This window comes from Seramator thermalis, from assembly GCF_004138125.1.
GTDB classification, from domain to species: domain Bacteria; phylum Bacteroidota; class Bacteroidia; order Bacteroidales; family Dysgonomonadaceae; genus Seramator; species Seramator thermalis.
Map to the genome: position 1 here is coordinate 41,587 of NZ_RXHS01000012.1, position 23,595 is coordinate 65,181.

The following is a 23,595-nucleotide window of genomic DNA, read 5'->3' on the forward strand; positions in this document are numbered from 1 at the left end:
AACAAAAACGGAAACCTTTATAATCAAGGAATCCGTTTATAAAAAAATTCGTCAACGATTTTATCTGTTGCGAGTACTCATTTTCCGGATTTCGGAGTTTAACGAATCCGCTTGAAGTAGTTTTTCGAGCGAGAGGTGCATTTTGTAACACCAATAATGATCGGGGTTTGCAGGAACATTGATTCGCTCGGCTTGATCATTCGGATTGCGTAATGCTTCGTCAATCGACATCCAATCCTGCCAGGGAAGAATTACCCACATTGCAGTAGAATCGAGGTGTTTCTGCAAAATCATTTTGCACAAATCGGGAGTACATTCTTCGGGAGCCGGACCTTGAAGATGAAGCACAGAGTTGAAATAGGTCTGTGTAACCTCCCTGTTTTCTTTCCACCAGGCTCGAATTGGCGACATATCATGAGTAGATGTTGTGCATACCGACAAATAAGGCAATTGAGCCAAATCTGAAAACCGAACATGCGGATTTTTTGGCATTCGCTGAATTTCCAAACTCAAAATCTTCAATTCATTCATCACCGAAGGCACACAATCCGGAACCATTCCCAAATCTTCCCCACATGCCAGCATGGAAGTGGAGGAAATGAGTTCGGGCAATTTTTTCATCGCCTGTTCACGCCAAAAATAATTGTGGCGGCGATAAAAAAAATCGTCATACAAGCGGTTGAAGGCATTTTTTGTATTATCGTCCAAATAACGGAACGAATAAGTGTATTGCGCCGTGATGCGCGGATGAAATTTGTTGAATTCTATTCTGTCTCTCACAAACAACACTTCGGCACACAAGGCCATCAACCCGTCGCGAATGCGTTTGTTTTTGGTGGTATCGACATTGGGAAAAAGATTTTTTATTTTCAACTGAGAATTACACTCCTCACGGAGCCTAAAACTACCCTCACCTACTGCTTGCAGATAATTCATTTTCACTTCTTCGGCGAATTCTCCGAAAAAATCGGAGAGAAACTCTTCACGAATGAAGGGTTTAGTCATCCTGTCTTCGTCGAAAGGAATTCCTGCACGCCTAATTTCTTCGGGATAATAAGGTAGTGCCGGGCTGAAATGGCCAAGCAATCCGTTGACTGCATCGATAGGAATTTCCCAAATTCGGAAGAAGCCTAATATGTGATCGATTCGATATGCATCGAAATAGTCAGACATCTTGATAAAACGTTTTTTCCACCAATCGAAATGTTCTTCTTCCATCTCTCGCCAATTGTAGGTGGGGAATCCCCAATTCTGTCCCTCGACGGCAAAATCGTCGGGAGGAGCACCCGTTTGTGTATCCATATTGAACAGACGAGCATTGGTCCACGCATCCACACTGTTGCGATTGATTCCGATCGGGATATCGCCTTTCAACGCAACGCCTTTCAAATGTGCATATTCTTTGACTTGCGTAAGTTGCCGATGAAGCAAAAATTGAATGAAATTATTGAAATCGAATTCATTTTTCGCCTCCAAATCCGAATCGAGGAGCAGTTGTAAATTGTTTGGGTCATATTCCGCAAAACTCCCCCATTCGGCAAAACGGACAGTATGATATTTATCTCTCAGATAACAATAACAACTGTATGCGAAAAGCCATTCTTTGTTGTTTTCGTAAAATTTTCCGTATTCGTTCGAGACGGATATTTTTTGGAATTCTTGAGCGAATAACTCCCGGTAGTATCTAAACTTTAAGTTTAAAACTGCTTCGTAATCCACTCTATCTAATCCATTTAAAACTTTTGCCTCTCGTAGGTAACTCTCATTTTCAGATTTGTCGCGAAGCGGATGTTCCTTCATTCCGAGGTAGAGGGGATGCAGTGCATGAACAGATATGGCACTATATGGATAAGAATCTCTCCATGTTTTGGTTGCGGTGGTGTCATTAATCGGCAAAATCTGAATAATGTGCATTCCCGTCATTGCAGCCCAGTCAATCATTTTTTTCAGGTCGAGAAAATCTCCTATTCCGAAACTATCGTTCGAACGAAGGGAGAACACCGGAATGGCAACTCCCGTTCCTTTGTAATTGTAAAACGAATACCTGAACGCAATGGAGTTTTCGACATATACTTCTTTAAAAGACAAATCTGAAGGGAATTTTCGATTCTCTCCGTCTTCCCATTTTACAACCTCATTGTCCGATTGGCGAACAATCACAAATTTATATTCTTGAGAATTCTTAAGCCCTGCCGCATTCAACAGCAATTGCCATTGTCCGTCGCCCACAAAAGTGAAAGGAACAGATTTTTTCAAATCCCAATTACCCAACGTTTCGCCTTCGCCCGAAATCACCAACAGCTGATTTTTTTCGACATACGGACAAACTACATTTAATAAAACACTTTCGGTAGAAATTTGAGGAATAAACGTTTGTTTGGTACGAAAAAAAACACTTTCGGTAAAAACCGACGAATAAAGATATTGATGATAAGGCACGTCTCTCCAATGATCTACAATATCAAAACTCAGGTTCGGAGCCAAATGTACACATCGAGGTAGTCCCCACTCGTGTCTCACAGAGGTCTTTCCTTCTCTGATGAAATAATAATATTCGATGGATGAAATGTCGGAAACGCACAATGTTGAAGTCCAAATGTTACCTTCGACAGGGATCAATTCCAAAGCCTTTCGTTCATCGAAATTTCCAAGCTCTGGAGTTGAACCGCAAATACACACTTGCTGTCCCCAAGTCGTGCCATACTCAATCTGAAAAGTTAACCACGTCATTCGATTAAATATTAGATAAATGATACTGTCTAATCGCGGCACTAAACATTTTCCGGATTATCTACGAGATTAAATTGGGCAAAACTACATAATTTTCTGTCCGATAACTTCGTTATAAGACAGCAGTTAACTTTTAAATTTATGCAAACGATTGCAAAATTTGTAATCGTTAGGACAAGAATAATAAAAGCATTAGTTGAGCAGTAATTACCCTTAAAAACATTGTCAATGGATATACCGTAGCATAGCCTACAGCGGGAATATCATTTCCTGCCGTTTGATTGGCGAAAGACAATGCGGGTGGATCGGTCATGCTTCCGGCGATTAATCCCATCAGCGTGAAATAGTTGATTTTGAAAACTTTTCTTGCGATTATACCAACAATCAGAAGTGGAACCACAGTAATAATCATACCATATCCAATCCAACGATAACCACCATTAACTACCGTATCGACAAACCCTTCTCCGGCTCCCAAACCGACGCATGCAAGAAACAAAGCAATTCCAATTTCGCGCAGCATCAGATTTGCACTCATGGTGGTGTAAGTAACCAATTTGTATTTCGGGCCGAATTTACTAATCAAAATTGCAACAATCAACGGACCTCCTGCAAGCCCGAGCTTGACAGGTTGAGGAATTCCGGGAAACATAAAAGGGACGCTCCCCAACAAAACGCCCAAAGCTATTCCGATAAAAATGCTGATCAGATTGGGTTCACGAAGACGTTTGAGCGAATTGCCCAAAACTTTTTCAACATTCGCAATAGCCTCTTCCGAACCAACCACCGTTACTCGGTCACCTAATTGTAAGGGCAATCTTGCGTCCGCAATCAAATCGATTCCGGCCCTATTCACACGCGTGATATTCACGCCATACAACGATCTCAATCTCAAGCTGCCAATTGTCCTCCCGTTGATTTCCGATTTTGTTATGCTGATACGACGTGAAACCAACTGCGAATCAAGTTTGTCCCAGTCGGAACGATCCATATCTATTCTTTTTCCTATCAGAGCCTCAATGGTATCGATATTTTTCAAATTAGAAACTACCAATAATTTGTCATTTTCACACAAGACGGTTTCGGGTTGAGGGACAACGAGCTTGCCGGTTTGGGCATGCAATACACGGGAAACGACAAATTTTTTTTCAATCAACTTATTAATATCTTCGATGCTTTTCCCAAAAATTGCGGGGTTTAATACCTGCAACGAAAACATTTGAGCTTCGTTGAGTTTCGAATTATCAGAACTTTGAAAAGATTTATTTTCATGTTCAAAATTTACTTTAAAAATAACTCTTATCAGTATGATTGTGAGTATTATACCTACAACTCCCAGCGGATAGGCAACCGCATATCCCATTGCGATAGATGGGTCGTTGGTTCCCGTGATATCAAAATAGGTTTGTTGCGCAGCACCGAGCCCCGGAGTATTGGTTACAGCGCCCGACATGATACCGACCATCGTCGAAATGGGAGTTCCTGTCACCAGATGAAGTACAAAAGCAGTAACAGCTCCTATCAGCACGATAGATGCGGCAAGCAAATTAAGAGTGATACCGCCTTGTTTGAAAGATGAAAAAAAGCTCGGTCCTACTTGCATACCGATGGAATAGACAAAAAGAATCAATCCAAACTCTTTCATAAAATGAAGCACGGGCTCTTCTATTTGCAATCCGAAATGGCCAAAAAAGATTCCTGTGAATAAAATCCAAGTCGTTCCGAGCGAAATGCCGAAAATTTTCACTTTCCCGAGCATGATCCCAATGGAAATTACCAAAGCAAAAACAAGTACAGAATGCGCAATACCTGTTCCTGCAAATAAATCGATCAACCATTGCATAATTTCTAAAATAAGATTTTTTTTCGATAATGAGTACGGCTGTAAACCTAAAACAAGTACTACCGCACGCGACGTATTTCAGCCGACAAAAGTAAGAGTTATCTTGCTATTAAGCAAAAAAAGTGAAATAATTACGGAAAAATTTCTTTATTTTATGCAGACAACCGATGCCCAATGAGTGTCTTCGGCAAAATGAGAAAAATGCAGACCATACTCTTCGCAACGACTGCGAATAGCAGGAATATCGTCAGTATAAAATCCGCTCATAACAATTACGCCCCCATCATTCAACACACTCGAATAGATCGGAATATCCTGCAAAAGAACATTTCGATTGATGTTGGCAAAAATGACGTCGAATGTTTCTTTGCCCAATAGCTCTGCTCCTCCGAGTTCAACTCGAATATTGGGCACATTGTTGAGCTTGACATTTTCCAAAGCATTGTTAAAAGCCCACTCGTCGATATCGATTGCCACAACCGGGTTGGCATTGCGACAAGCGGCAAGAATTGCCAAAACGGCAGTACCACAACCCATGTCAAGCACCGATTTGTTCTCAAGGTTCATATCCAGGATCTGACGCAGGATGAGGCCGGTGGTTTGGTGGTGACCGGTACCAAACGCCATTTTCGGATCGATGAGAATACGATATTCGTATATTCCTTTGGGTTGGTGAAATGAGCTTTGTATCAGACAACGGTTATCGATAACGATTGGCTCAAAGTAGTTTTTCTCCCATTCTTCGTTCCAATCCCTATCTTCCATTTCGACTACCGAATATTCGAATTCTCCATCTAAATCGAAATTCGAAATAACATTTTTCAACTTGTCATCACTGAAGAGAGATATCGGAATATAGGCTTCCAGGCCGTTTTCTGCAGGGATAAAACTATCGTATCCAATTTCTGACAATCTATAAGCCAGAACGTCTTTTACCATGTCATTATCCGGAATACAACGAATAAAAACTTGCACGTATTTCATAATGTAGATGATTTTGGTGGCAAAAATACAAAATTCCGGGATAATTTTGTGAAAAGTTATTTAGATAGACATTCATCTGTTTAGATTTGTTACAAAAATGTTTTGTTTTAGGTTCATATAAGCCGAAATATTTTTTTTATTTCTATTTTTATCGGCGTAAAAACAAAAAAATGAAGAAGACGACGATTGTATTCCTTTTATTTTCCCTTCTGTTGAATTCGGCATTCGCACAAAAAAGCGAGCAAACACTCATCGAAGAGGGCATTGAACTTCATGACAAGGGACAGTATCAAGATGCTATCAAAAAGTATAGTGAAGCTTTAAAAATCAATCCGAAATCAACTATTGCCACTTACGAAATGGCTTTGTCGTACCTCAAACTGAAAAAGTATAAGGATGCTTCCAAATATAGCAGTATCGTTATAAATTCCAATGACAAATCGCTTTCGGTAGGAGCTTATTGTGTTAAAAGTGAGGCTCTGGCCGAGATGGGAGATGTGGATAAAGCGATAGATTGGCTCAAAGAGGGTTTAGCAAAGAATGGGGACGATTATTTGCTGCACTTCAATTTGGCTATCAACTACTACAAAAAAAATGATCTCGAAAATACCCTCACGCATGTCAAAAAATCTATCGATTACAACAAAAGTGCTGGCAGTCCGTTTCTATTATATGCTTATGCCCTTAAAGACAGTGGATTGTGGGTACAAAGCATCCTTGCCACGCAAATGTTTTTGTTACTCGAGCCGGATAGTCCGCGATCAAAAAACGCGTTTCAAGAATTGCTTCAAACTATGCTCATAACTTCCACAACCGACACACCCGTCGAACGATCCTTCATTCAGCAACAACTCTACCGAAATAAATCGCAAAACATATCCTCCGGCAACATCCCGCCGCTCTCCATAGAACAGGGGTTAAATAGAAATTTGGTTTACCATGCCATCACTTCAACTATCGATTCCTTAGACAAAATATCGCCGGAACCCGACATTTTTATGACATTTGCCGAAGTAAACAAGTCCATTCTCAACATATTGGATCAGGAAAGCAGAAGAAATACCGAGCAAAATGTCTTTTGGAATTTCTATGTGCCTTTTTTTGCCGAAATACTTAAATCGGATTATTACCTTACCTTTTGTCGCTACATCAGTGTCTCTCATATACCCGAATCGCTCGAATGGTGGAACAACAATCAAACGGAAGCCGAAAAATTCAAACAATGGTTCGAAGAAGGTGATGTTCGGCAAAAAAAAGAGCCATAAAACAAAAATGAATTATCTTTGTAGGTAATTGCAATTAAAGATGGGGAAAAAACTATATTCCGACGAAGAATTACTCAGCCTGCTACGCGAACCCGACACAATACGTGAAGGGTTTGCCAAGCTCGTGTCCGAATACAGCGAGCAACTATATTGGCAAATACGCAAAATGGTTCTCTCGCACGACGATGCTAACGACATTCTTCAGGAAGTTTTCATAAAAGCTTGGTCGAGTATCGACAATTTCAGAGGCGAAGCCAAGTTGTCAACCTGGCTTTACCGAATAGCCATTAACGAAAGCATCACCTTCATCAACAAAATGCGGGCGCAAAACAATATTTCGATTGACGAAGACGATTCGTTTTTGATAAATCAACTCGAAGGAGACCAATATTTCGATGGCGACGAAACACAAAAACTTTTGCAAAAAGCCGTTCTCACTCTTCCCGAAAAACAACGGCTCGTATTTCAGATGAAATATTTCGACGAAATGAAATACGAAGAAATGTCCGAAATTCTGGGAACATCGGTTGGAGCACTCAAAGCATCCTATCATCATGCAGTTAAAAAAATAGAAAATTTTTTCGACCAAACAGATTAAACCATTCACTGCAAATGCAGTCTATCCATAAGGATCGAGAAAAAGGAGTAGGAATGAAAACAAACAGCAAAAAATTAGAAGAAATTAGGAAAGAGAACCCTTTTAGAGTACCCGAAAATTATTTCGAACACTTCAATCAAGAAATAATGAATCGCTTGCCCGAAAAGGACTTTTTTGTTCCACGAACAGTTTCGCTTTGGGACAAGGCGAAACCGTGGGTTTATATGGCTGCCATGTTTTTAGGGCTCTATTTCACTATCCAGTTTCTCACCACAAGAACGGGAACACAACAAACTCCGTCAGCCGCAATTCAGGAACCTCTCATTGCGCCGGAAGCCAACCAATACTGGTCGAATGCGAGCGTCAGTGAAGACGAATTTTATCAATACCTCGAAGATCAACTTGTGGAAGATAACTATTACGATTACATCTACGAGGAGATGTCCACCGCTACAAATATGTAACGAAACATTAAAAAAACGATTTTCAACGATATGAAAAAGACAATTATATTTTTACTTTCGGCTATCACGTTGAGTATTTTTTCATTTTCTCTTCGAGCTCAAGATCGAAAAATGAACGTTGAGGATTTCGAAAAAAGAAAGCAAGCTTACGTGAAAGAAAAAGCAGCACTTACTGACGAAGAAGCTCAACGATATTTTCCGTTAAACAGCGAACTAAACCGGAAAAAATTCGAGTTAAACCGACAATACCGCCAAAAATTGGAAAAAGCACGTAAAAACAACCAGAAAATGAGTGACGAAGAATATCGTCAAATCATCGAAAACGATGTGGAACTTAAAATGAAAGAGGCAGAGCTTGAAAAAGAATATTCAGCTAAATTTGACAAGGTACTCTCGCCCGAAAAACTTTTTAAAGCGCAACAAGCCGAAAAAACATTTATACAACAGGAAGTTGCCCGCTTTCGACAACAGGAAAAATCGAAAGGAAAAAACAAATGAGAACTGTACCAACCGATTGATGAAATACTCAATCGGTTTTTTTTGTAATAAACCCGAAGCTAATTATCAATCGAAATAGTTCTTGTTTTTTGATTTAAGCAATGTTGTCGGTATTTTCCCGGTGTGAGGCCTGTTTTTTCCTTAAAAGTACGGTAGAAAGAACTTGTGCCGTTGAAACCCGACACACTCGCAATGTCTTCCAAAGAAATTTCTTCATTCGAATTTTCTATCAATAATTTAGCATTTTTTACGCGGTAATCATTTATCAGTTCGCAAAAAGTGGTATTCATTTCATCGTTAATCGCTCGGGAAAGGTACGATCGGTTGGTGCCCAGCATAAGAGCTACGTCGGAAAGACGCAGGTCGGGATTATTGTATATTTGCTTCTCCTCCAAAAGTTTTTGCAACCCTTTGTTTAATCTGGATCGTTCTTTGACCGACAATTCGGGAGCAATTTTCCTTGTTTTTTGCTCTATTTTTTGGTCGTTCGTTTTGACCTCTTGTATGAAATGCTGAATAGAAAATTTCTGTTTATACCCCACATAACCTACACCAAACAGAAAAATGGAGTGAGTGATGGAAGGAATGGCCAATAAGATGGGATGAACAATAAAATAATCTTTTTCGATGATACTTGAAGCCGAAGAGATAAAGGATGCAAATAACATTAATATCATCATCCATTTTATCGGGGTCAAATCCTTTCCTTCGATATCGGAATAGTAGCGTTTGATTTCAGCATGAAATTCACGTATCAGTTTCAGTCCGAAATACACCGATAAAATTGCCTGCAAAACAAAAATTACCTGAAACAATTTCAATCGGAACATCTGCAGTCTGACAAGCAGAGTATAAGGAGGAAGATATCCCGGTTCATCGTACATGATGCCGTGAATAAAAGTTTCGATTTCTTGTGGCGACATCAACAGGTAAATAATTGCCGAATACGATGCTGTCAGAAAAGCAGGAATCAGCACCCGGCTGCGATGCCAGTCAATTTCCACATCCGTGGTCAATGTCCTGATGTACCAATAATATAATGGGTAACTAGCCAAAGAAGTAAATACCCAAATGCTGTCCACTAACGTATAAAGTTCGTATTCTTTGTTGAAAAAAAGCCAATGCGCCGTGTAATTGACGATCATTACGCCGAAGAAAACGGTGAGAAACCGCTTCGAGTTATTTTGCTTTGATTCAAGAAGTAAAATTATGAACCAGAACAAGTTAACGAAAACAGGCATTATCGTGAAGAAACTATAGAGCATAATACGAGATTTCTTAGTTAGATTCAGAAATATATGAAAATTTTTATTTAACAAAAACTATAAATTCATAAATTTAGTTATAACACTTATTATTATTAAAACATTATAAATTACAGCTTTTTTCCTATTTTTTTATTCACTTTCACTGCAAAAAAGATTTTTACGAATTGAGAATTTATTTTTACGAATTGAGAAGTTATGAGTAGTTACAATATTTAATTTTATTATCAAAAATTTACTTACAGTGAAAAGATTTGGAAAATCTTGAAAGCAAAAAGAGTCTAATATGAATAGCATAAATCAAATATGGATACAAGCTGCTTTTATTTTCATTTTAATGTTTGTCGTATACTCAGAGTCAAATTATAATGGAAGAGGAAAAGCAGGAAAAAATGATTTTCAAAAGACAAATCAAAGCTTCACATTTTTTTCTGAAAGAACTGAAAACTATAACGTTGAAGATAAAAAGCCATCAAACAACACTACCGATACTTTCGATAAATTTTCGAACCTAAAAACGAAAAATCGTCAACAATATCTGATGGTTGTGCTTGCAGCAATCATGTCCGGAATATCGGCGAGATTTATATTTATAAAAAAATACCGATATAAAAAGAAAAAAGATGAGAAGGATCATGCAGAGGAATCTTCTTTTGATTTCTGCATGAACCTTTCGAACGAATTAAAAACATCAATCACCATCATACATGAACTTGTCGATTCTTTGAAAAACAACATAGAAAATGACAATAAGGTTCGAGCTCAAATCAATCTCGACATTATTTCGAGAGAAACAGAAAATTTACAGTTACACTGCGATGAAATACTCTCTTCACTATCTTTGAAGCAAGAAAATCATTATATACAAATAGTTCATGATGACATTGTTTCGTTTATAGCTAAATTTTTTGATACGCTCATCGAGCGTAATTCTTGGAATAAAAATATTGAACTTCGTTTTTTACCGTCAGAATATGATATCTGGATGGACTTTTCGCCGGATTACATGCGTATAATCTTACAAAATATTATTCAAGATGCACTAGAAAGATGTGAATCGCACAATCGCATCGAAATCAGAATAAGCAAAAATGAATCGGAAAACTTATCTTCTATCTATATTTCGGATAACGCCAAAGCGGGTTTAGGCGAAGGCAGGGTGATTACAAAATTACGAGAATTTGCTAAAAAAAATGATTCCGTGATCATGGATAACTCTAATATCAAACTATTTCTGGCAAAACAACTGATTGAAAAATTGGGAGGGTTACTTCAAGTGAAAAGCCTTTCGAATGAAGGTACGACTATCGAATTGTCACTGCCTATCAAACATCACGCACAATTATCTAAAATCAATGTGATCGATATGGACGATTATCGTAAAATTCCCATTTTTGAGGAAATTCGAAAACCGCAAGTACTGGTAATAGCCGAAAATCTTCAAAAATTCAGATACCTGACTTCTACACTCAACCATTATTTCGACCTGGTATTAGCAAATAACGAGACAGAGGCCTTTAAACTCATTGACATGAGACAGCCCTGTTGTATCATCTGCGAAATGCATACATCAAACATTGACGGAATCACTATTACTAAGAAAATCAAAGAATCCAAATCTACATATATAATTCCTGTAATTTTAATATCGACTCAATCTTCATCAGAAAATCGGCAAAATGCTTTCAAGAGTGGAGCCGATGCATTTATGAGCCAGCCTTTTTCGAACGAGGAATTAGTAATTTTAATCGAAAAGCTGATCAACAATCGTAAACAAATTAACTATAAAGCTAACTTTAAAGAAGGAGATCGGTATTCTTTTAAACTTTCCGATAATATCTCGAAAAAAACTGACAACCAATTCATTGAACAAATTACTAATATTATTTATCGAGAATGTGGCAAATCGGGCAATCTTTTGGCACTTCTTTCGTCCGAAATATGTTTGAGCCAATCTCAACTCAATCGGAGAATAAAAGCAGAAACAGGGTTTTCAACAAGCTGCTATGTGTTGAAAGTTAGATTAAATAAGTCTAAAATGATGCTTGCGAAATCGTCGAAGCCGATTGGAGAAATTGCAGTGGAATGCGGATTCAACGATTTCGCCTATTTTTCTCATACTTTCAAAAAAGAATTTGGAATGACCCCCACTTGCTATCAACGACTCCCCAATGGCACCAACTGAGTTTGTATTTTTCCCCTAAAGGACGCTCGATTATTTATTTAATAATTGTCCAATTTTTTCGTAAGCAAACTGCCCTAATTTACAAAAAAGAGCAATTTTTTTACAACAAAAAATGAAGTATCATTTGTTTTGATAAAAACCTGAATATCTAATTATTAACCAACGAAATTACTCATTGGACAACAATTTAACCTGTGTTAATGCTGATTATACAAAAATCATTGCTTTTTTAGGACAAACATTCCCCTTCTTTCCCATCTATTTTTGAGACAAATAATTAGAAGTATGGAGAAAATAACTTTTACAATTTTTTGTTTCTTTCTCGGTTCTCTTTTTGCTTTTCAAAGAAATGGGATGGCTAATAATATAGTGAGTGAAATTAGCGATACCGTGAAAGTTACTGCCACAGGGAAAGGCAACCTCGTGAAAATTGATTCACTTTGTTTTGAAGGAGAATTTAATACCATCATAGAAGGAGAGGTAATAAAAGGTGAAATCCGACAGAAAGGTGAAAGCAACAATATTGAAATTAAATCAGAAATCAACAAACGACAAAAACAAAATGTCGAAATCACACAAACAGGAAAAAGGAATAATGTAAAGATTAACTCAAAATGAATGTCGCAACCACAAAGTTGGCGCAGAAGGCGGCGCACGGAATTCTTTGGTTTTACCTATGCTGCGGTAGGTCAAAACTATTGGTACTTAATCTATATTTAGATTAATTTAGTAAAAAAAATTATTTAATTATCAAACAATTAAAAACATCAATCATGAAAAAAGTAGTATTAGTTTTAACAATGGTTTTTGCTGCAGGTATAACATTTGCACAAAATACCTCGACAGTAACTCAAACAGGAGATGGGAATGGCACAACTGTTTCTCAATCCGGCGATATCAATGGCGCAACCGTTGATCAGGTGGGCGATCGCAATGCAGCCAATCAAACGCAAGCAGGGCAGAATAACACAGCAGCCATTCTTCAAGCAGGTGGAGGTTCAACCGATACCAAAACTTACGATAATTTGGCAACTCAGGTACAAAACGGAACAAATCATTCTGCTTCCATCAATCAGCAAGAAAAAGGGAGTAACGAAGCTTATCAGGAACAATCAGGTGAACATCAAACGGCCACCATTTTCCAGCGTAATCCGTGGGGATCGGCAACCAATGGGAACTACAATTCGCAAATACAAAGTGGAAAAGATAACGTAGCCCAAGCTAATTCTTGGAATGGTGGAAATGAGGGTAGACAAATGCAAACTGGAGAGCGTAATTATTCACTTCTTTCTCAAGCTCAAAGTGGCAACTCGGCAACGCACACTCAGACAGGAAATGACAATTATGCTGTTTCATCCCAAGGGAGCGGGGGCAGTTCTGTAGGAATAACGCAGACGGGTAATAATAATATCGCCACTACTTCTCAAACCGGAAACGGGAATAGTCTGGAAATGCTTCAGCAAGGAAACAGAAACAATTCCGGAGTTATTCCTTATTGGAATGGAGAAAGAGGAGTTCGACAGGTCGGTACTAATAATAATGTAAATTTCGCTCAAGTAGGAGAAGACAATAATCATTATGTTGCGCAAGAAGGAGATGGTAATGGGACTTTTGTTGATGTTAACGGAAACAACAATATGGGAACCATTTTCCAATCGGGAGATAATAATGATGCGGCTCTTTATCAGAGTGGAAACCTAAACCAAGGAATTATTGAACAAGAAGGTATGGGAAACGCAGCAAGTGTTGACCAGCAAGGTGGCAATCAATATGCAAACGTTTTTCAAAGCGGAAACAATAATGGAGCAAATGTTCTTCAGTATACTGACAATTTTGGGCCGCAGACAGCTGTTGTTATTCAACAAGGCGATGAAAATGCCGCCGCAGTTGAGCAGCGTCAAACAGGAGGAGGAAACAATACGCCCGCTGACGTTACTTTTGTTCAACAAGTTGGTAATAATAACGAAAGTGTTCAATATGAGAATGCCCCAGGATACAATTCAGGACAAACCGTAAGAGCATATCAGACAGGCAACTCCAATTATGTAAGCCAATCAATCTTCAGCGGTTATACAGAATTATTTTACGTAAATCAACAAGGTAATGAAAATGTTGCAACTCAAGAGGCTTACGGAGGCGGGTATAATTACGGTAATATTAATCAACTAGGTAACAAGAATGAAGCACTTCAAATTGTGAGAGGTACTAACAATGGTTACATGGCTGCCGATATTTTGATCAATCAGTCCGGAAACGAAAATGTTGCATCTCAGGATTTTACCGGTTCAGGATTTAACCATAAAAATAACGGCGTAATTAATCAAATTGACAATTTAAATGAAGCCGCACAATTAGCAAACGGTCGTTCATTGGATTTGAGAATTCGTCAAGAAGGCAATAACAACCAGGCAAGTCAAGATGCATCGGGCGACAACTACAGTTTGGGCGTAGGTTTGATTACCACAACTCAAACAGGTGAAGAAAACCTTGCTTCACAATTTGCATCGGGTAATGGAATTTTGGGTACTATTTTGCAAACTGGAGATTTGAATCAAGCGTCAATGTCTCAAACCGGCGATTTGAATGTAGCAACAATCAATCAACTTGGAAATGGCAATATGGCAGCAGTTACTCAGGTAAGATAACAAAAATTACCATCAAATCGTTGGGTGACTCCTCGCTCGAGAAATGTGATGGTCGAGCTTCCGGGGAGGAATTTCCGGAAGCTCTTTTTCTCAACATCCTGCTTTAAAGAACTAAACTTATTGAAAAAAATGGACAGAAAAGATAAATTGTGTAGTAGTCTTTCTATTAAAATAGTAGCCATTTCTCTCATAATATTATTTATTACTACATGTTTTCGAATGGCAGGTCAGTCCGCAAGAAAAGAAACTCAAAAAGAATTACTTATGATTTGTTTTTTGCTTTCGGATATTCGACAATTAAATGACATAAATCAAATCGTAATAAAAACTTCGGACTGGCAACTGTCTGATGGCAATTATGTTAAGCAGGTTGAGAATGGAGAAGGAAATAAGGTTTCCATAAACCAAACTCGAGGATCGAATAATAAAGTAAAAGTTAGTCAAAATGGCAATGACAATACGATCAGTTATGATATACTCTATTCGGATTGTCTGATTTCCTCAAAATGGGGCATTTTACAAGCAGGAAGTGAAAATTATGGAGAGATTTATCAATGGGGTTCATTACAACATGTAGATCTTTGTCAATATGGTTATGGGAACGACGTCTCAATTGAACAAAATGGAAATCCTAATGGAATAATGTTAGGGAACGGTTTTACCAATTCTGCCGGTATTAGACAGATCGGTTATGGAAATAAAGCAACAGTCACTCAGATTTATCCATAAAAAAATGAAAAAATCGATATTTCTTTTTGCGTACTTGATTATTTCGGGAATTGTTTTCGTTGGGAAAGCCCAGGTAAACGAAATAAACTATTTCAACCATTCTTTTACCGATACAAGAGGCTTTAGCGATAATGTTTCGTCTATTAATCAGCAAGATCAAATTTCGATAAATACCATCTATCAAACTCAACAGATAGAAAATCAGAGCACATATATCAAACAGATTGGAACAGAATTAAAAACAATGCTTCGGCAAGAAAATGGAGGTAATACGGCTACGATAAAGTCATTTGGCCAAAATATCACACAAATTGTCGTCCAATTAGGAAGTGGAAACACAACAAATAGTTTAATGATAAATGCGACTCCGAATTCACGTGAAGCTCATCTCTATCAAGAGGGAATGAATAATAACATTATTTTATGGGTGAATTCATTATACCAATGTGAAAAAACAGAATCGGCTCCAATTACGATAATGCAGAAAGGAAATGATCTTAGAGTTTCTGCATTAATCACTTATGATGCTCTACCAGTAACGATACATCAATTCAGCGGTTTTGCAGGAGGCATGGAAGTACAGATTCATACAGAAAAAGGATTTTCCGTTTTCTCAACAAAAAAATAGTCGTATGAAATGTTGGTGTCTTATAGTAGTTTGGATGTTGTCAACTTTTTTGGCAGTTGCTCAAAAGCAAGATACCGTCAAAACGATTAAAGATGTTCCTGAAAGTTTACAAAAAATGGTCGAAAAAATGACGTCTCAAAAAGAGAAAAAAAACAATGATGCCGAGCTTGAAATTGACGGGTTGGTGATAGATGCCACACGCACAAAAAGCGGTAAAGAGTTTTACAATCTATTTTACAATCAATGGTCTGCCCCATCTCACGCACGCAATTATTCAATTTTTATAATTGAAAAACCTTTTCGACTAATAAACACACTCATTGAGATAAAAATTAACGAAACAACAGTGTATCGTGCATTGCTTCAACCTCGTACCGCATACATAGAGCAAATTGCCCTGCAAGCAGTGGAACAAACCGCTTTTTACCTGGCTAATTATGAGGAAATCATGCGGCAGCTTGAAGGTGAAGATCAATCGGGAAGTGGAATTTATTAATTTATTAAAATTATTTATTATGGAAACAAACAAAAAAACAACAAAGAAAATTTTGATGGGTTTATTCATGCTACTTGTTGTGTTTCAAGTGAAAGCCCAAGATTTTGTATATACACCTAAGAATCCGGCATTCGGAGGAAACACTTTTAATTATCAGTGGTTGCTGAGTGCGGCTCAGGCGCAGGATACTTATAAATCTCCAGATCAAAAAACAACAAGCAGCTATATGTATGGAGCTGATCCCGTAAAAGATTTTGCGGAAAGCTTGAATAGACAAATACTTAGCAATCTTTCACGTGAAATAGTCAAGCGTCAATTTGGGGAAAACGCCTTACAGTCGGGTACTTATGTAGTTGGAGACTATCAAATTGAAATCGGGGATGCCTCTAACGGATTAAACATTACTATTGTGGACAATGCGTCCGGAGCTACCACAACAGTTTCTGTACCATATTTTTAACTAAATAAAAAAGAGGAGTCATGCAACAAAAATTGATAAGAAAAATAACAATGATAGTGTTAACGGGTTTTCTGGTTTCATGTAGTCCTTGGTTCTATCAACCTACGGAAGATCGTAGGGCTGAACTGGGACCTGAAACACCTCTTAAAAAAGAAATGCTAAAATTGCCCGAACCAAAAGAAAAAATTGTTATAGCGGTTTATAAATTTTCTGATCAAACCGGACAATATAAATCTTCGGAAACTGTGGCTAACTGGTCAACAGCGGTAACTCAAGGAGCAACCAATATACTGATACGAGCCTTGGAAGAATCTGGATGGTTTGTCCCCATTGAAAGAGAAAATATCAGTAACCTGCTGAATGAACGTAAAATAATTCGTTCGAGTCGGGAACAATACGAAGGCAATACGAATATTCTATTGCCCCCATTGCTATTTGCAGGAGTGCTTATCGAAGGCGGAATCGTATCTTATGAAAGTAATATTTTAACCGGAGGATCAGGAGTAAGATATTTCGGAACTGATCTGTCAGCTCAATATCGAGAAGATCGTGTAAGTATCTATTTGAGAGCAGTCTCAACAAGTAATGGTAAGATATTGAAAACCGTTTATACATCTAATTCAATACTATCTCAAGAAGTTTCAATGGGAGTATTTCGATATGTAAAATATAAAAGATTATTGGAAGCAGAAACTGGTTTTACTTACAACGAACCTACCGACATGGCAATTACCGAAGCTATTGAAAAGGCTGTTTATAGTCTTATAATAGAAGGTATTATAGATAATTTGTGGGAAGCTAAAAATTCAGAAGATAAAAATTCGCTTGTTGTTAAGCAATATATAAAAGAAAAAGAAGAAAACAGAGAGAAAGATTTGTTAGGCAGAAAATATGATAAGCCATATCGCGCTAAAGGAGTTTTTTCTTTGTTGGGGAAAGGACAATGGTATAATGGAGACTATTCTGGCAGCCATTTGCGTAGCGGAGGTGAATTAAATTTCGGAATTGCACTAAAACCCTCTCTTTATCTTGAAACAGGAATCGGACCCCAAACATTGAATATTAAAGGTGTTTATCAAGGAACAGAGTTCAACGGAAATATAGGGTTCAGGTATATAGCCAATACTCATGAAAAATTCTCTCCTTTCATAAAAACCGGAATTGGAACTTTATACAACTTTGGAGAAAATGTTGGAATGTCGGAAAAAAAATTAATGCCATACATCATGGCTGAAGGCGGGATTGAATGGCTTCTTAGTAAAAAATTTTCCTTGACAGGAGGGATCGTTTATAATCAGTTTTTATATGACACTTTTGATAATTCAAAACTTGGTAGCTACAATGATAGCTTCTTCGGTTTCAATTTTGGGATGCATATTTATTTTTAAAAATTAAACAAATGAAAGCAATAAAATTACAAGTTTTTCTTTTCTTGATGGTAATGATATTCACAAGTTGTGAAGATGATAAAGTAGACATCGGAAAATATGGCTCTTTATCAGGAATCATTTTAAATGGAGCAGATTATTCACCTTTGTCAGGCGTTTTAATTTCCACGAGTCCATCAAGCTCTGCAGTAATTACGGATGCAGAAGGCAAATTCAATCTTGAAAAAGTATTACAAGGTGAGGTTGCAATTACAGCTCGCAAAAAAGATTTCTTGAGTAGCAGCATTAATGTTGCAGTCTATGAAGGAGAAAATACCCCGATAACCTTATATCTATTGAAAGACGAAAAAAACGTGGGAAGTGTTACCATTTATGACCCGGTTCCCGGGAATGGTGCTGTTGATCAACTGACGGCTTTCTCTCTTAAATGGAGTGTAGAACAACAAAATAAAGACAAACAATTGGTATATACCGTATATTATTTCGAATCAGGCTCAATTGTTCAGAAAGTTGCGGGTGAAAATCTCACTTTAAAAGAAGTCTCAATTGACAATTTAAATTATTCTACCATCTATTATTGGTATGTAGTAGCCAAATATGAAGGCAGCATTGTGGCTAACAGTCCTACATGGTCTTTTAAAACTCGAAAGTCAGAATAAAAAATAATCGCATCCACTATGATGGCGCAGAAGGCGATATACGGATTCCCTTGATTTCCTCCATGCTGCGATGGGTAGCAGAATCAAGGATATTTAACTTAATTTAATATAAGTTAATTTGTTAAAATTTAATTCATCTAATTTGTCAAACAATTAAAAAAACAAAATTTTATGAAAAAGACAGGTTTTCTTTTTGTAGCAATATTTGCTTGCAGCGTGATAATGGGACAAAACATCGCCACAACAACACAAACAGGCAATAACAACAATGCTACTGTAATTCAATTAGGGAATTTAAACAACTCAACGATTTCATCGGTGGGAGATGAAAATGAGGTAACGGTCAAATTAAACGGCAATGAAAACTCCTCTGCTGTTTCTCAGCAAGGCAACGGTAATTCAGTGGATCTTAAAGTAGGATTTCAAACCAATCCAACTTACCCTTCCAATGAAAATATTGCTACCATATCTCAAATTGGCAATTCAAATACTGTTAAGTCCGGATTAACCTGGGGCGATCAAAACAAAGATGAAATTTTGCAGAATGGGAACAATAATTACTTTGAGATTGGTGTAAAATACGGAAACTTAAATGAAATTTCCGAAATAACGACCGGGAATGGAAACCGTACACGTTTTGATGTACCTGCCGGGTGGGGAACATTTTCGGATGGAAATAAATTAAGTATTACCAAAACAGGCAATACAAATTATGTATCGGGTAAACTTGAGGGAGATTTGAATATGGTAACTATAAATCAGACAGGCGATTTAAATAGAGTAGGAACGAGTTGGTATACGCTTGATGGGGTTTCTATTACAGGAAGTAGTAATACTGTAAATATTTCTCAAGATGGAACTGCGAACCAAAATCTTAATACGATTCTGGGTAATGAAAACATGATCGGCATCAGTCAATTCGGCATTGGTAATATGTGTTCAACAATGGTTACAGGAAATTTAAATACAATATCCGTAGTACAGGATAATCGATGAGAAAACGATAAAACATTGGAAGAGGAGTAAAATCTCCTCTTCTTTAGAATCAATTTTTAGTATTTCTTGCTCATAATGCTTTTATCTTTTCAAATATCTATAAGTGAAAGAAATCATTTATATTGATGTTAAAGAATGTATTTTATGTTTTGCTTATGGCAAACAAAAGATCGTTTCGGCTCAGGAATCGGGAGATTTTTTGATTGTGTATATTATGGAATATAGACCCGAAGAGTTGAATTTCGTGGAGTTAGTATTAAAAAATTATCGTAATTCAAAAACCGTTGAAGATTTATCCATTCGCTGTGGTTATCTCTCAACCAAGACCTTTACCCGCCATTTCAAAAAAAATTTCGATATGTCCCCAAAACAATGGATGATGGAAATGAAAGAAAATGAAGTGCGCTATTACTTGAAAAACACGGATTATACCTTAACCAAAATTGCCGCTCTGTTGGGATTTGCCAACGTTTCTCATTTGTGGAATTTTTGCATCAAAATGACAGGAATGCCGCCGAATAAAATTAGAGAAGATCAGTTTGACCAGCCAACTGAAGAAAAGATATAGCTCAGTTAGTTCCTATTCATCGATTCTTTTTTCTGAATATAAATCTGATCGCGAGGCAACAATCGTTTCAGATTTGCCACGTTATAAAGCGTTACTGCCTGTGTTACCGATGTATATTCCATATAATGAGGAATGCTCATGTTGTAAAGATCACGATTGGTATGCCAAATCTCCAGATAACTGAAATTGGTGCCAAGAGGATCGGTATTTTTAAAAGTAATAGTTGGAACACCATTCATTGCAAAATAGGCGTGATCGCTTCCACCTTCATTCAACGGTATTTCTCGAGCCGGTAGTGAATCCTTTTCCACCGTAAAGGGGATTTGAGGATCATAATTTTCCAAGCCTTCGGTACATTTTCTGATATCTTCATACCAATTTTCCGGCACAGTCAGTCCGGATGCAGCAAGCGGACCACCATCCCGATTAAAGTAGTTCGAAATATGAGGCAATCGATCTTTATGATGTTCCACCCAAAATTTCGATCCCAAAAGGCCAAATTCCTCACCCGCCCAAAAACAGAACAGGATGGTTCTGTCGGGTTTGTTGCCACCTGCCGCCATAATCAGGCGTGCCATTTCCAGATTGGGCGCTACACCGCTTCCGCAATCCACTGCACCACTTCCGACATCATAAGCATCGAGATGACAGCCTGACATTACATACTCTTCCGGATGTTTTACTCCACGAATGTAACCGATCACATTGTGATACTTCACCGGTCCCGGCTTGAAATGATTCCGAATATCGAATTCGAGCATCACAAATTCGCGTCGTTCCACTTTATCCCGAATCTTTTTATACTGTTCTTCATCCAATTTAATGTCGGGTAAATCGGGTAAATGGTCGAATGACATTTTCGACAGATTTTTCCGATCGTAAAGTGCCGTGAGTGGCACAGGAGCAGCTTGAATTATGCCCAAAATGCCGGCTTCTTTCATTTCTTTGTAAAAAAGTGCCGGCTCCATAATTTTGTCTGAATCGTTTTTGGCATTCTCATTATGTTTGATGACTTCTGCTCTTAACGAATCACCACTGTCACTATAGTCAATTGGCCAACCTTTACTTTTGCCTTCTATCAGCACCCAAGCGCCTTCGAGCTTTCCCTTCATTCGTTCGAATTCTCTTCGGGACTTTGGTTCGATGAGCACCGGCCCACGTTGTAATCCTTTCGTGCCGGAAGTATAACTCGGTGTAACGAAATTGAGCGTCATACTTTCATCGCCATACATTCTGCCAAACCAGGGCCCTCTATTAAAACCGACGGGCACCTCTCCCACTTCTTCAAGTTCTACTTCCAATCCCCAGCTTTTCAAAAGTCCTGCCACCCAGTTTTCTGCATTCGTATAGGCATCCGATCCGATTAGCCTGCCACCGATACGGTTTGTCAGTATGTCGAGATGTTGCATCGTACGATTGTCTGTTCTGCCCAATTCCATGATTTTGCGCGAAACGTTGTTTTGTGCAAAAGTTATGCTTGCAATAGATAATAAAAATAAGAACAGTAATTTTTGCAAAGATTTCATTGATTTAAACGGATTTGTGAAATTCATAAAAGCGAGAAAACAGGTTATTTTTCGGGGACATACAGCCAAAGAAAATGAGCATTTTCGGCAGCAATTTCTTTCCACGAATCGACATTGAATTGAAATGCTGCAACCGAAGCCGTAGGCAAATGATCGAGGCGAACGCCAAAATGGTTGATTAAGTCGGTCAATCCCGGATTGTGCCCGACGAGTATGCAACTTATTATTTCGTCACCGATATTTCCCAACAAATGTCTTAACCACAATGATGTAGCCATATATAATTCGCCGTCGGTTCGAATGTTTTCGAGAGAATACGAAACTTTTTCCGCAACGATACGTGCTGTTTCCCAAGCTCGCGGAGCCGACGAAGAGTAAATCAGATCCGGTGTTCCCTCGCGAACGGCAATGGTGTTTCCCGTCATTTCGGCTTGCAATCGTCCGCTAATGGCAAGTTTTCGGTCGAAATCTCTTTCATCGATATTGCGTGGTTCGGCTTTTCCGTGTCGAAGAATTAGAAGGGTTTTCATCAGTTTTGTAATTAATCGGTGAAATTACTAAAAATTTATCGAATCTCTCCCGACTATTCAACACATCACCCTGAAAATTTTTTCAAAAGACTTTATCGAAAAATGCTGAATTTGATCTTGAATAGTTATTTCAGATATCATATATGATTCTATTTCGGCGTGTTATACATGATATCGGGGTTGTTTTTGATCTGTTCAATACTACATTCGTCCTACCGTTTATCTCTATTCCATCCATAATCTTCCTACGCTATAGCTCCGACGCAACTCCCAGTCTCCTCCCAGTCAACTCCAAGGCAACCCCCAGTTAACGCTTTCACTACTCCCCTGAAAATTCATTGACAAAATAACATTCGGATATAAATCATCACTTCGCTTCTTCCGATTTGATTGACGAAGTATTTGTTTCAACGGACAATTCCAATGCTTTCCATAGCGTATCGTTGGGAACAGGTGCAACGACATGGATTTGCTGCTTCGAAACAGGATGCACAAAAGAAATGGTGCGGGCGTGCAAACTGATGCTTCCATCGGGATTGGAACGTTCAGCCCCATATTTCAAATCACCTTTGATGGGGCAACCTATTTTTGCCAATTGGCAACGAATTTGATGATGACGGCCGGTTTCGAGATCAACTTCAAGCAGAAAATATTTTTGCGAGGCTGCTCTTAACTTATAATGAAGAATCGCTTTTTTTGTATTCGGCTTTTCCGAATCGTAGGCTGTCGATTTGTTGGTCTTTTCGTTTTTTATCAGGTAATGGATCAAAGTATCTTCTTCCTTGGGCGGTCGATTTTTGACAACAGCCCAATAAGTTTTATCCACTTCGCCATTGCGAAACATCTCATTCAGGCGCGAAAGGGCTTTGCTCGTTTTGGCAAAAACCACAACCCCACTTGTCGGCCGATCGAGACGGTGTGTAACGCCACAAAAAACATTTCCCGGTTTGTGGTATTTTTCTTTCAGATATTCCTTAATCGATTCCGAAAGCGGTTTATCGCCTGTTTTGTCGCCCTGTACAATTTCAGAAGGCGCTTTATTGACGATGATAAGATGATTGTCTTCGTAGAGTACGTCCATGATTTGCAAATAACAAATAAAATGAGGCACAAAGATAATCGATGTGCCTCATGCGAA

22 protein-coding genes are annotated in these 23,595 nt (G+C 38.1%); 15 read left to right on the forward strand and 7 right to left on the reverse strand.

The annotated features are described in order from the left end of the window. Nucleotides 1–60: 60 nt before the first annotated feature. The 3 genes from EJN84_RS09490 to prmA all read right to left on the reverse strand — a co-directional run bounded on the left by EJN84_RS09490 (nucleotide 61) and on the right by prmA (nucleotide 5,557). Nucleotides 61–2,730, reverse strand: a complete 2,670-nt coding sequence (locus EJN84_RS09490; protein WP_129595200.1) for a 4-alpha-glucanotransferase — start codon at nucleotides 2,728–2,730, stop codon at nucleotides 61–63. A 169-nt stretch (nucleotides 2,731–2,899) separates the two neighbouring features. After that, on the reverse strand, nucleotides 2,900–4,573 hold the full coding sequence (locus EJN84_RS09495) for a putative transporter (RefSeq protein ID WP_129595201.1): 1,674 nt from the start codon (nucleotides 4,571–4,573) through the stop codon (nucleotides 2,900–2,902). A 147-nt stretch (nucleotides 4,574–4,720) separates the two neighbouring features. Continuing rightward, on the reverse strand, nucleotides 4,721–5,557 hold the full coding sequence (prmA, locus tag EJN84_RS09500; protein WP_129595202.1) for a 50S ribosomal protein L11 methyltransferase: 837 nt from the start codon (nucleotides 5,555–5,557) through the stop codon (nucleotides 4,721–4,723). Between the two features lie 170 nt (nucleotides 5,558–5,727). Here prmA and EJN84_RS09505 point away from each other — a divergent pair, with 170 nt between their 5' ends. From EJN84_RS09505 to EJN84_RS09520, 4 genes are read left to right on the forward strand one after another with little or no spacing between them, the layout of a single operon-like run. Beyond that, nucleotides 5,728–6,822 carry a tetratricopeptide repeat protein gene (locus EJN84_RS09505; RefSeq protein WP_129595203.1) on the forward strand — a complete coding sequence of 365 codons (1,095 nt, stop codon included), beginning with the start codon at nucleotides 5,728–5,730 and terminating at the stop codon, nucleotides 6,820–6,822. 40 nt (nucleotides 6,823–6,862) lie between these two features. Then, nucleotides 6,863–7,420 (forward strand): RNA polymerase sigma factor, encoded by a 558-nt coding sequence (locus tag EJN84_RS09510; RefSeq protein WP_129595204.1) that lies wholly within the window; start codon nucleotides 6,863–6,865, stop codon nucleotides 7,418–7,420. 53 nt (nucleotides 7,421–7,473) lie between these two features. Then, nucleotides 7,474–7,884, forward strand: a complete 411-nt coding sequence (locus tag EJN84_RS09515; protein WP_129595205.1) for a hypothetical protein — start codon at nucleotides 7,474–7,476, stop codon at nucleotides 7,882–7,884. Nucleotides 7,885–7,914: 30 nt separating this feature from the next. Beyond that, entirely contained in the window at nucleotides 7,915–8,382 is a 468-nt protein-coding gene (locus tag EJN84_RS09520) for a hypothetical protein (protein WP_129595206.1), read from the forward strand. A gap of 59 nt (nucleotides 8,383–8,441) precedes the next feature. Here the strand turns inward: EJN84_RS09520 and EJN84_RS09525 are convergent, their stop codons facing one another. Next, the gene (locus EJN84_RS09525; protein WP_129595207.1) at nucleotides 8,442–9,647 is read right to left on the reverse strand and encodes a helix-turn-helix transcriptional regulator; all 1,206 of its coding nucleotides are present in this window, start codon (nucleotides 9,645–9,647) and stop codon (nucleotides 8,442–8,444) included. Nucleotides 9,648–9,933: 286 nt separating this feature from the next. Between EJN84_RS09525 and EJN84_RS09530 the strand changes: the two genes are divergently transcribed. From EJN84_RS09530 to EJN84_RS09580, 11 genes are all read left to right on the forward strand, one after another. Next, nucleotides 9,934–11,832, forward strand: a complete 1,899-nt coding sequence (locus EJN84_RS09530) for a hybrid sensor histidine kinase/response regulator transcription factor (RefSeq protein WP_129595208.1) — start codon at nucleotides 9,934–9,936, stop codon at nucleotides 11,830–11,832. Between the two features lie 354 nt (nucleotides 11,833–12,186). Further along, nucleotides 12,187–12,450 (forward strand): hypothetical protein, encoded by a 264-nt coding sequence (locus tag EJN84_RS09535; protein ID WP_129595209.1) that lies wholly within the window; start codon nucleotides 12,187–12,189, stop codon nucleotides 12,448–12,450. Between the two features lie 155 nt (nucleotides 12,451–12,605). Further along, complete coding sequence (locus EJN84_RS09540) at nucleotides 12,606–14,477, forward strand: hypothetical protein (RefSeq protein WP_129595210.1); 1,872 nt, start codon at nucleotides 12,606–12,608, stop codon at nucleotides 14,475–14,477. Nucleotides 14,478–14,606: 129 nt separating this feature from the next. Continuing rightward, nucleotides 14,607–15,206: a hypothetical protein gene (locus tag EJN84_RS09545; RefSeq protein WP_165004239.1), complete on the forward strand. Its 600-nt coding sequence runs from the start codon at nucleotides 14,607–14,609 to the stop codon at nucleotides 15,204–15,206. A 4-nt stretch (nucleotides 15,207–15,210) separates the two neighbouring features. After that, entirely contained in the window at nucleotides 15,211–15,834 is a 624-nt protein-coding gene (locus EJN84_RS09550; protein WP_129595212.1) for a hypothetical protein, read from the forward strand. Nucleotides 15,835–15,838: 4 nt separating this feature from the next. Continuing rightward, nucleotides 15,839–16,330, forward strand: a complete 492-nt coding sequence (locus tag EJN84_RS09555) for a CsgE family curli-type amyloid fiber assembly protein (RefSeq protein WP_129595213.1) — start codon at nucleotides 15,839–15,841, stop codon at nucleotides 16,328–16,330. 19 nt (nucleotides 16,331–16,349) lie between these two features. Further along, nucleotides 16,350–16,790, forward strand: a complete 441-nt coding sequence (locus EJN84_RS09560; protein WP_129595214.1) for a curli production assembly/transport component CsgF — start codon at nucleotides 16,350–16,352, stop codon at nucleotides 16,788–16,790. A 20-nt stretch (nucleotides 16,791–16,810) separates the two neighbouring features. Beyond that, nucleotides 16,811–18,178 (forward strand): CsgG/HfaB family protein, encoded by a 1,368-nt coding sequence (locus tag EJN84_RS09565; RefSeq protein WP_129595215.1) that lies wholly within the window; start codon nucleotides 16,811–16,813, stop codon nucleotides 18,176–18,178. A gap of 11 nt (nucleotides 18,179–18,189) precedes the next feature. Continuing rightward, the gene (locus EJN84_RS09570; RefSeq protein WP_129595216.1) at nucleotides 18,190–18,837 is read left to right on the forward strand and encodes a carboxypeptidase-like regulatory domain-containing protein; all 648 of its coding nucleotides are present in this window, start codon (nucleotides 18,190–18,192) and stop codon (nucleotides 18,835–18,837) included. Between the two features lie 171 nt (nucleotides 18,838–19,008). Beyond that, nucleotides 19,009–19,833 (forward strand): hypothetical protein, encoded by an 825-nt coding sequence (locus EJN84_RS09575; protein ID WP_129595217.1) that lies wholly within the window; start codon nucleotides 19,009–19,011, stop codon nucleotides 19,831–19,833. A 103-nt stretch (nucleotides 19,834–19,936) separates the two neighbouring features. After that, complete coding sequence (locus tag EJN84_RS09580; RefSeq protein ID WP_129595218.1) at nucleotides 19,937–20,401, forward strand: helix-turn-helix domain-containing protein; 465 nt, start codon at nucleotides 19,937–19,939, stop codon at nucleotides 20,399–20,401. A 5-nt stretch (nucleotides 20,402–20,406) separates the two neighbouring features. Here the strand turns inward: EJN84_RS09580 and EJN84_RS09585 are convergent, their stop codons facing one another. The 3 genes from EJN84_RS09585 to EJN84_RS09595 all read right to left on the reverse strand — a co-directional run bounded on the left by EJN84_RS09585 (nucleotide 20,407) and on the right by EJN84_RS09595 (nucleotide 23,538). Beyond that, nucleotides 20,407–21,927, reverse strand: coding sequence for a M28 family metallopeptidase (locus tag EJN84_RS09585; RefSeq protein ID WP_129595219.1), 1,521 nt, complete (start codon nucleotides 21,925–21,927; stop codon nucleotides 20,407–20,409). A gap of 44 nt (nucleotides 21,928–21,971) precedes the next feature. After that, nucleotides 21,972–22,457, reverse strand: coding sequence for a SixA phosphatase family protein (locus EJN84_RS09590; protein ID WP_129595220.1), 486 nt, complete (start codon nucleotides 22,455–22,457; stop codon nucleotides 21,972–21,974). A gap of 367 nt (nucleotides 22,458–22,824) precedes the next feature. Next, the gene (locus EJN84_RS09595) at nucleotides 22,825–23,538 is read right to left on the reverse strand and encodes an RluA family pseudouridine synthase (RefSeq protein ID WP_129595221.1); all 714 of its coding nucleotides are present in this window, start codon (nucleotides 23,536–23,538) and stop codon (nucleotides 22,825–22,827) included. Between the last annotated feature and the right edge of the window lie 57 nt (nucleotides 23,539–23,595).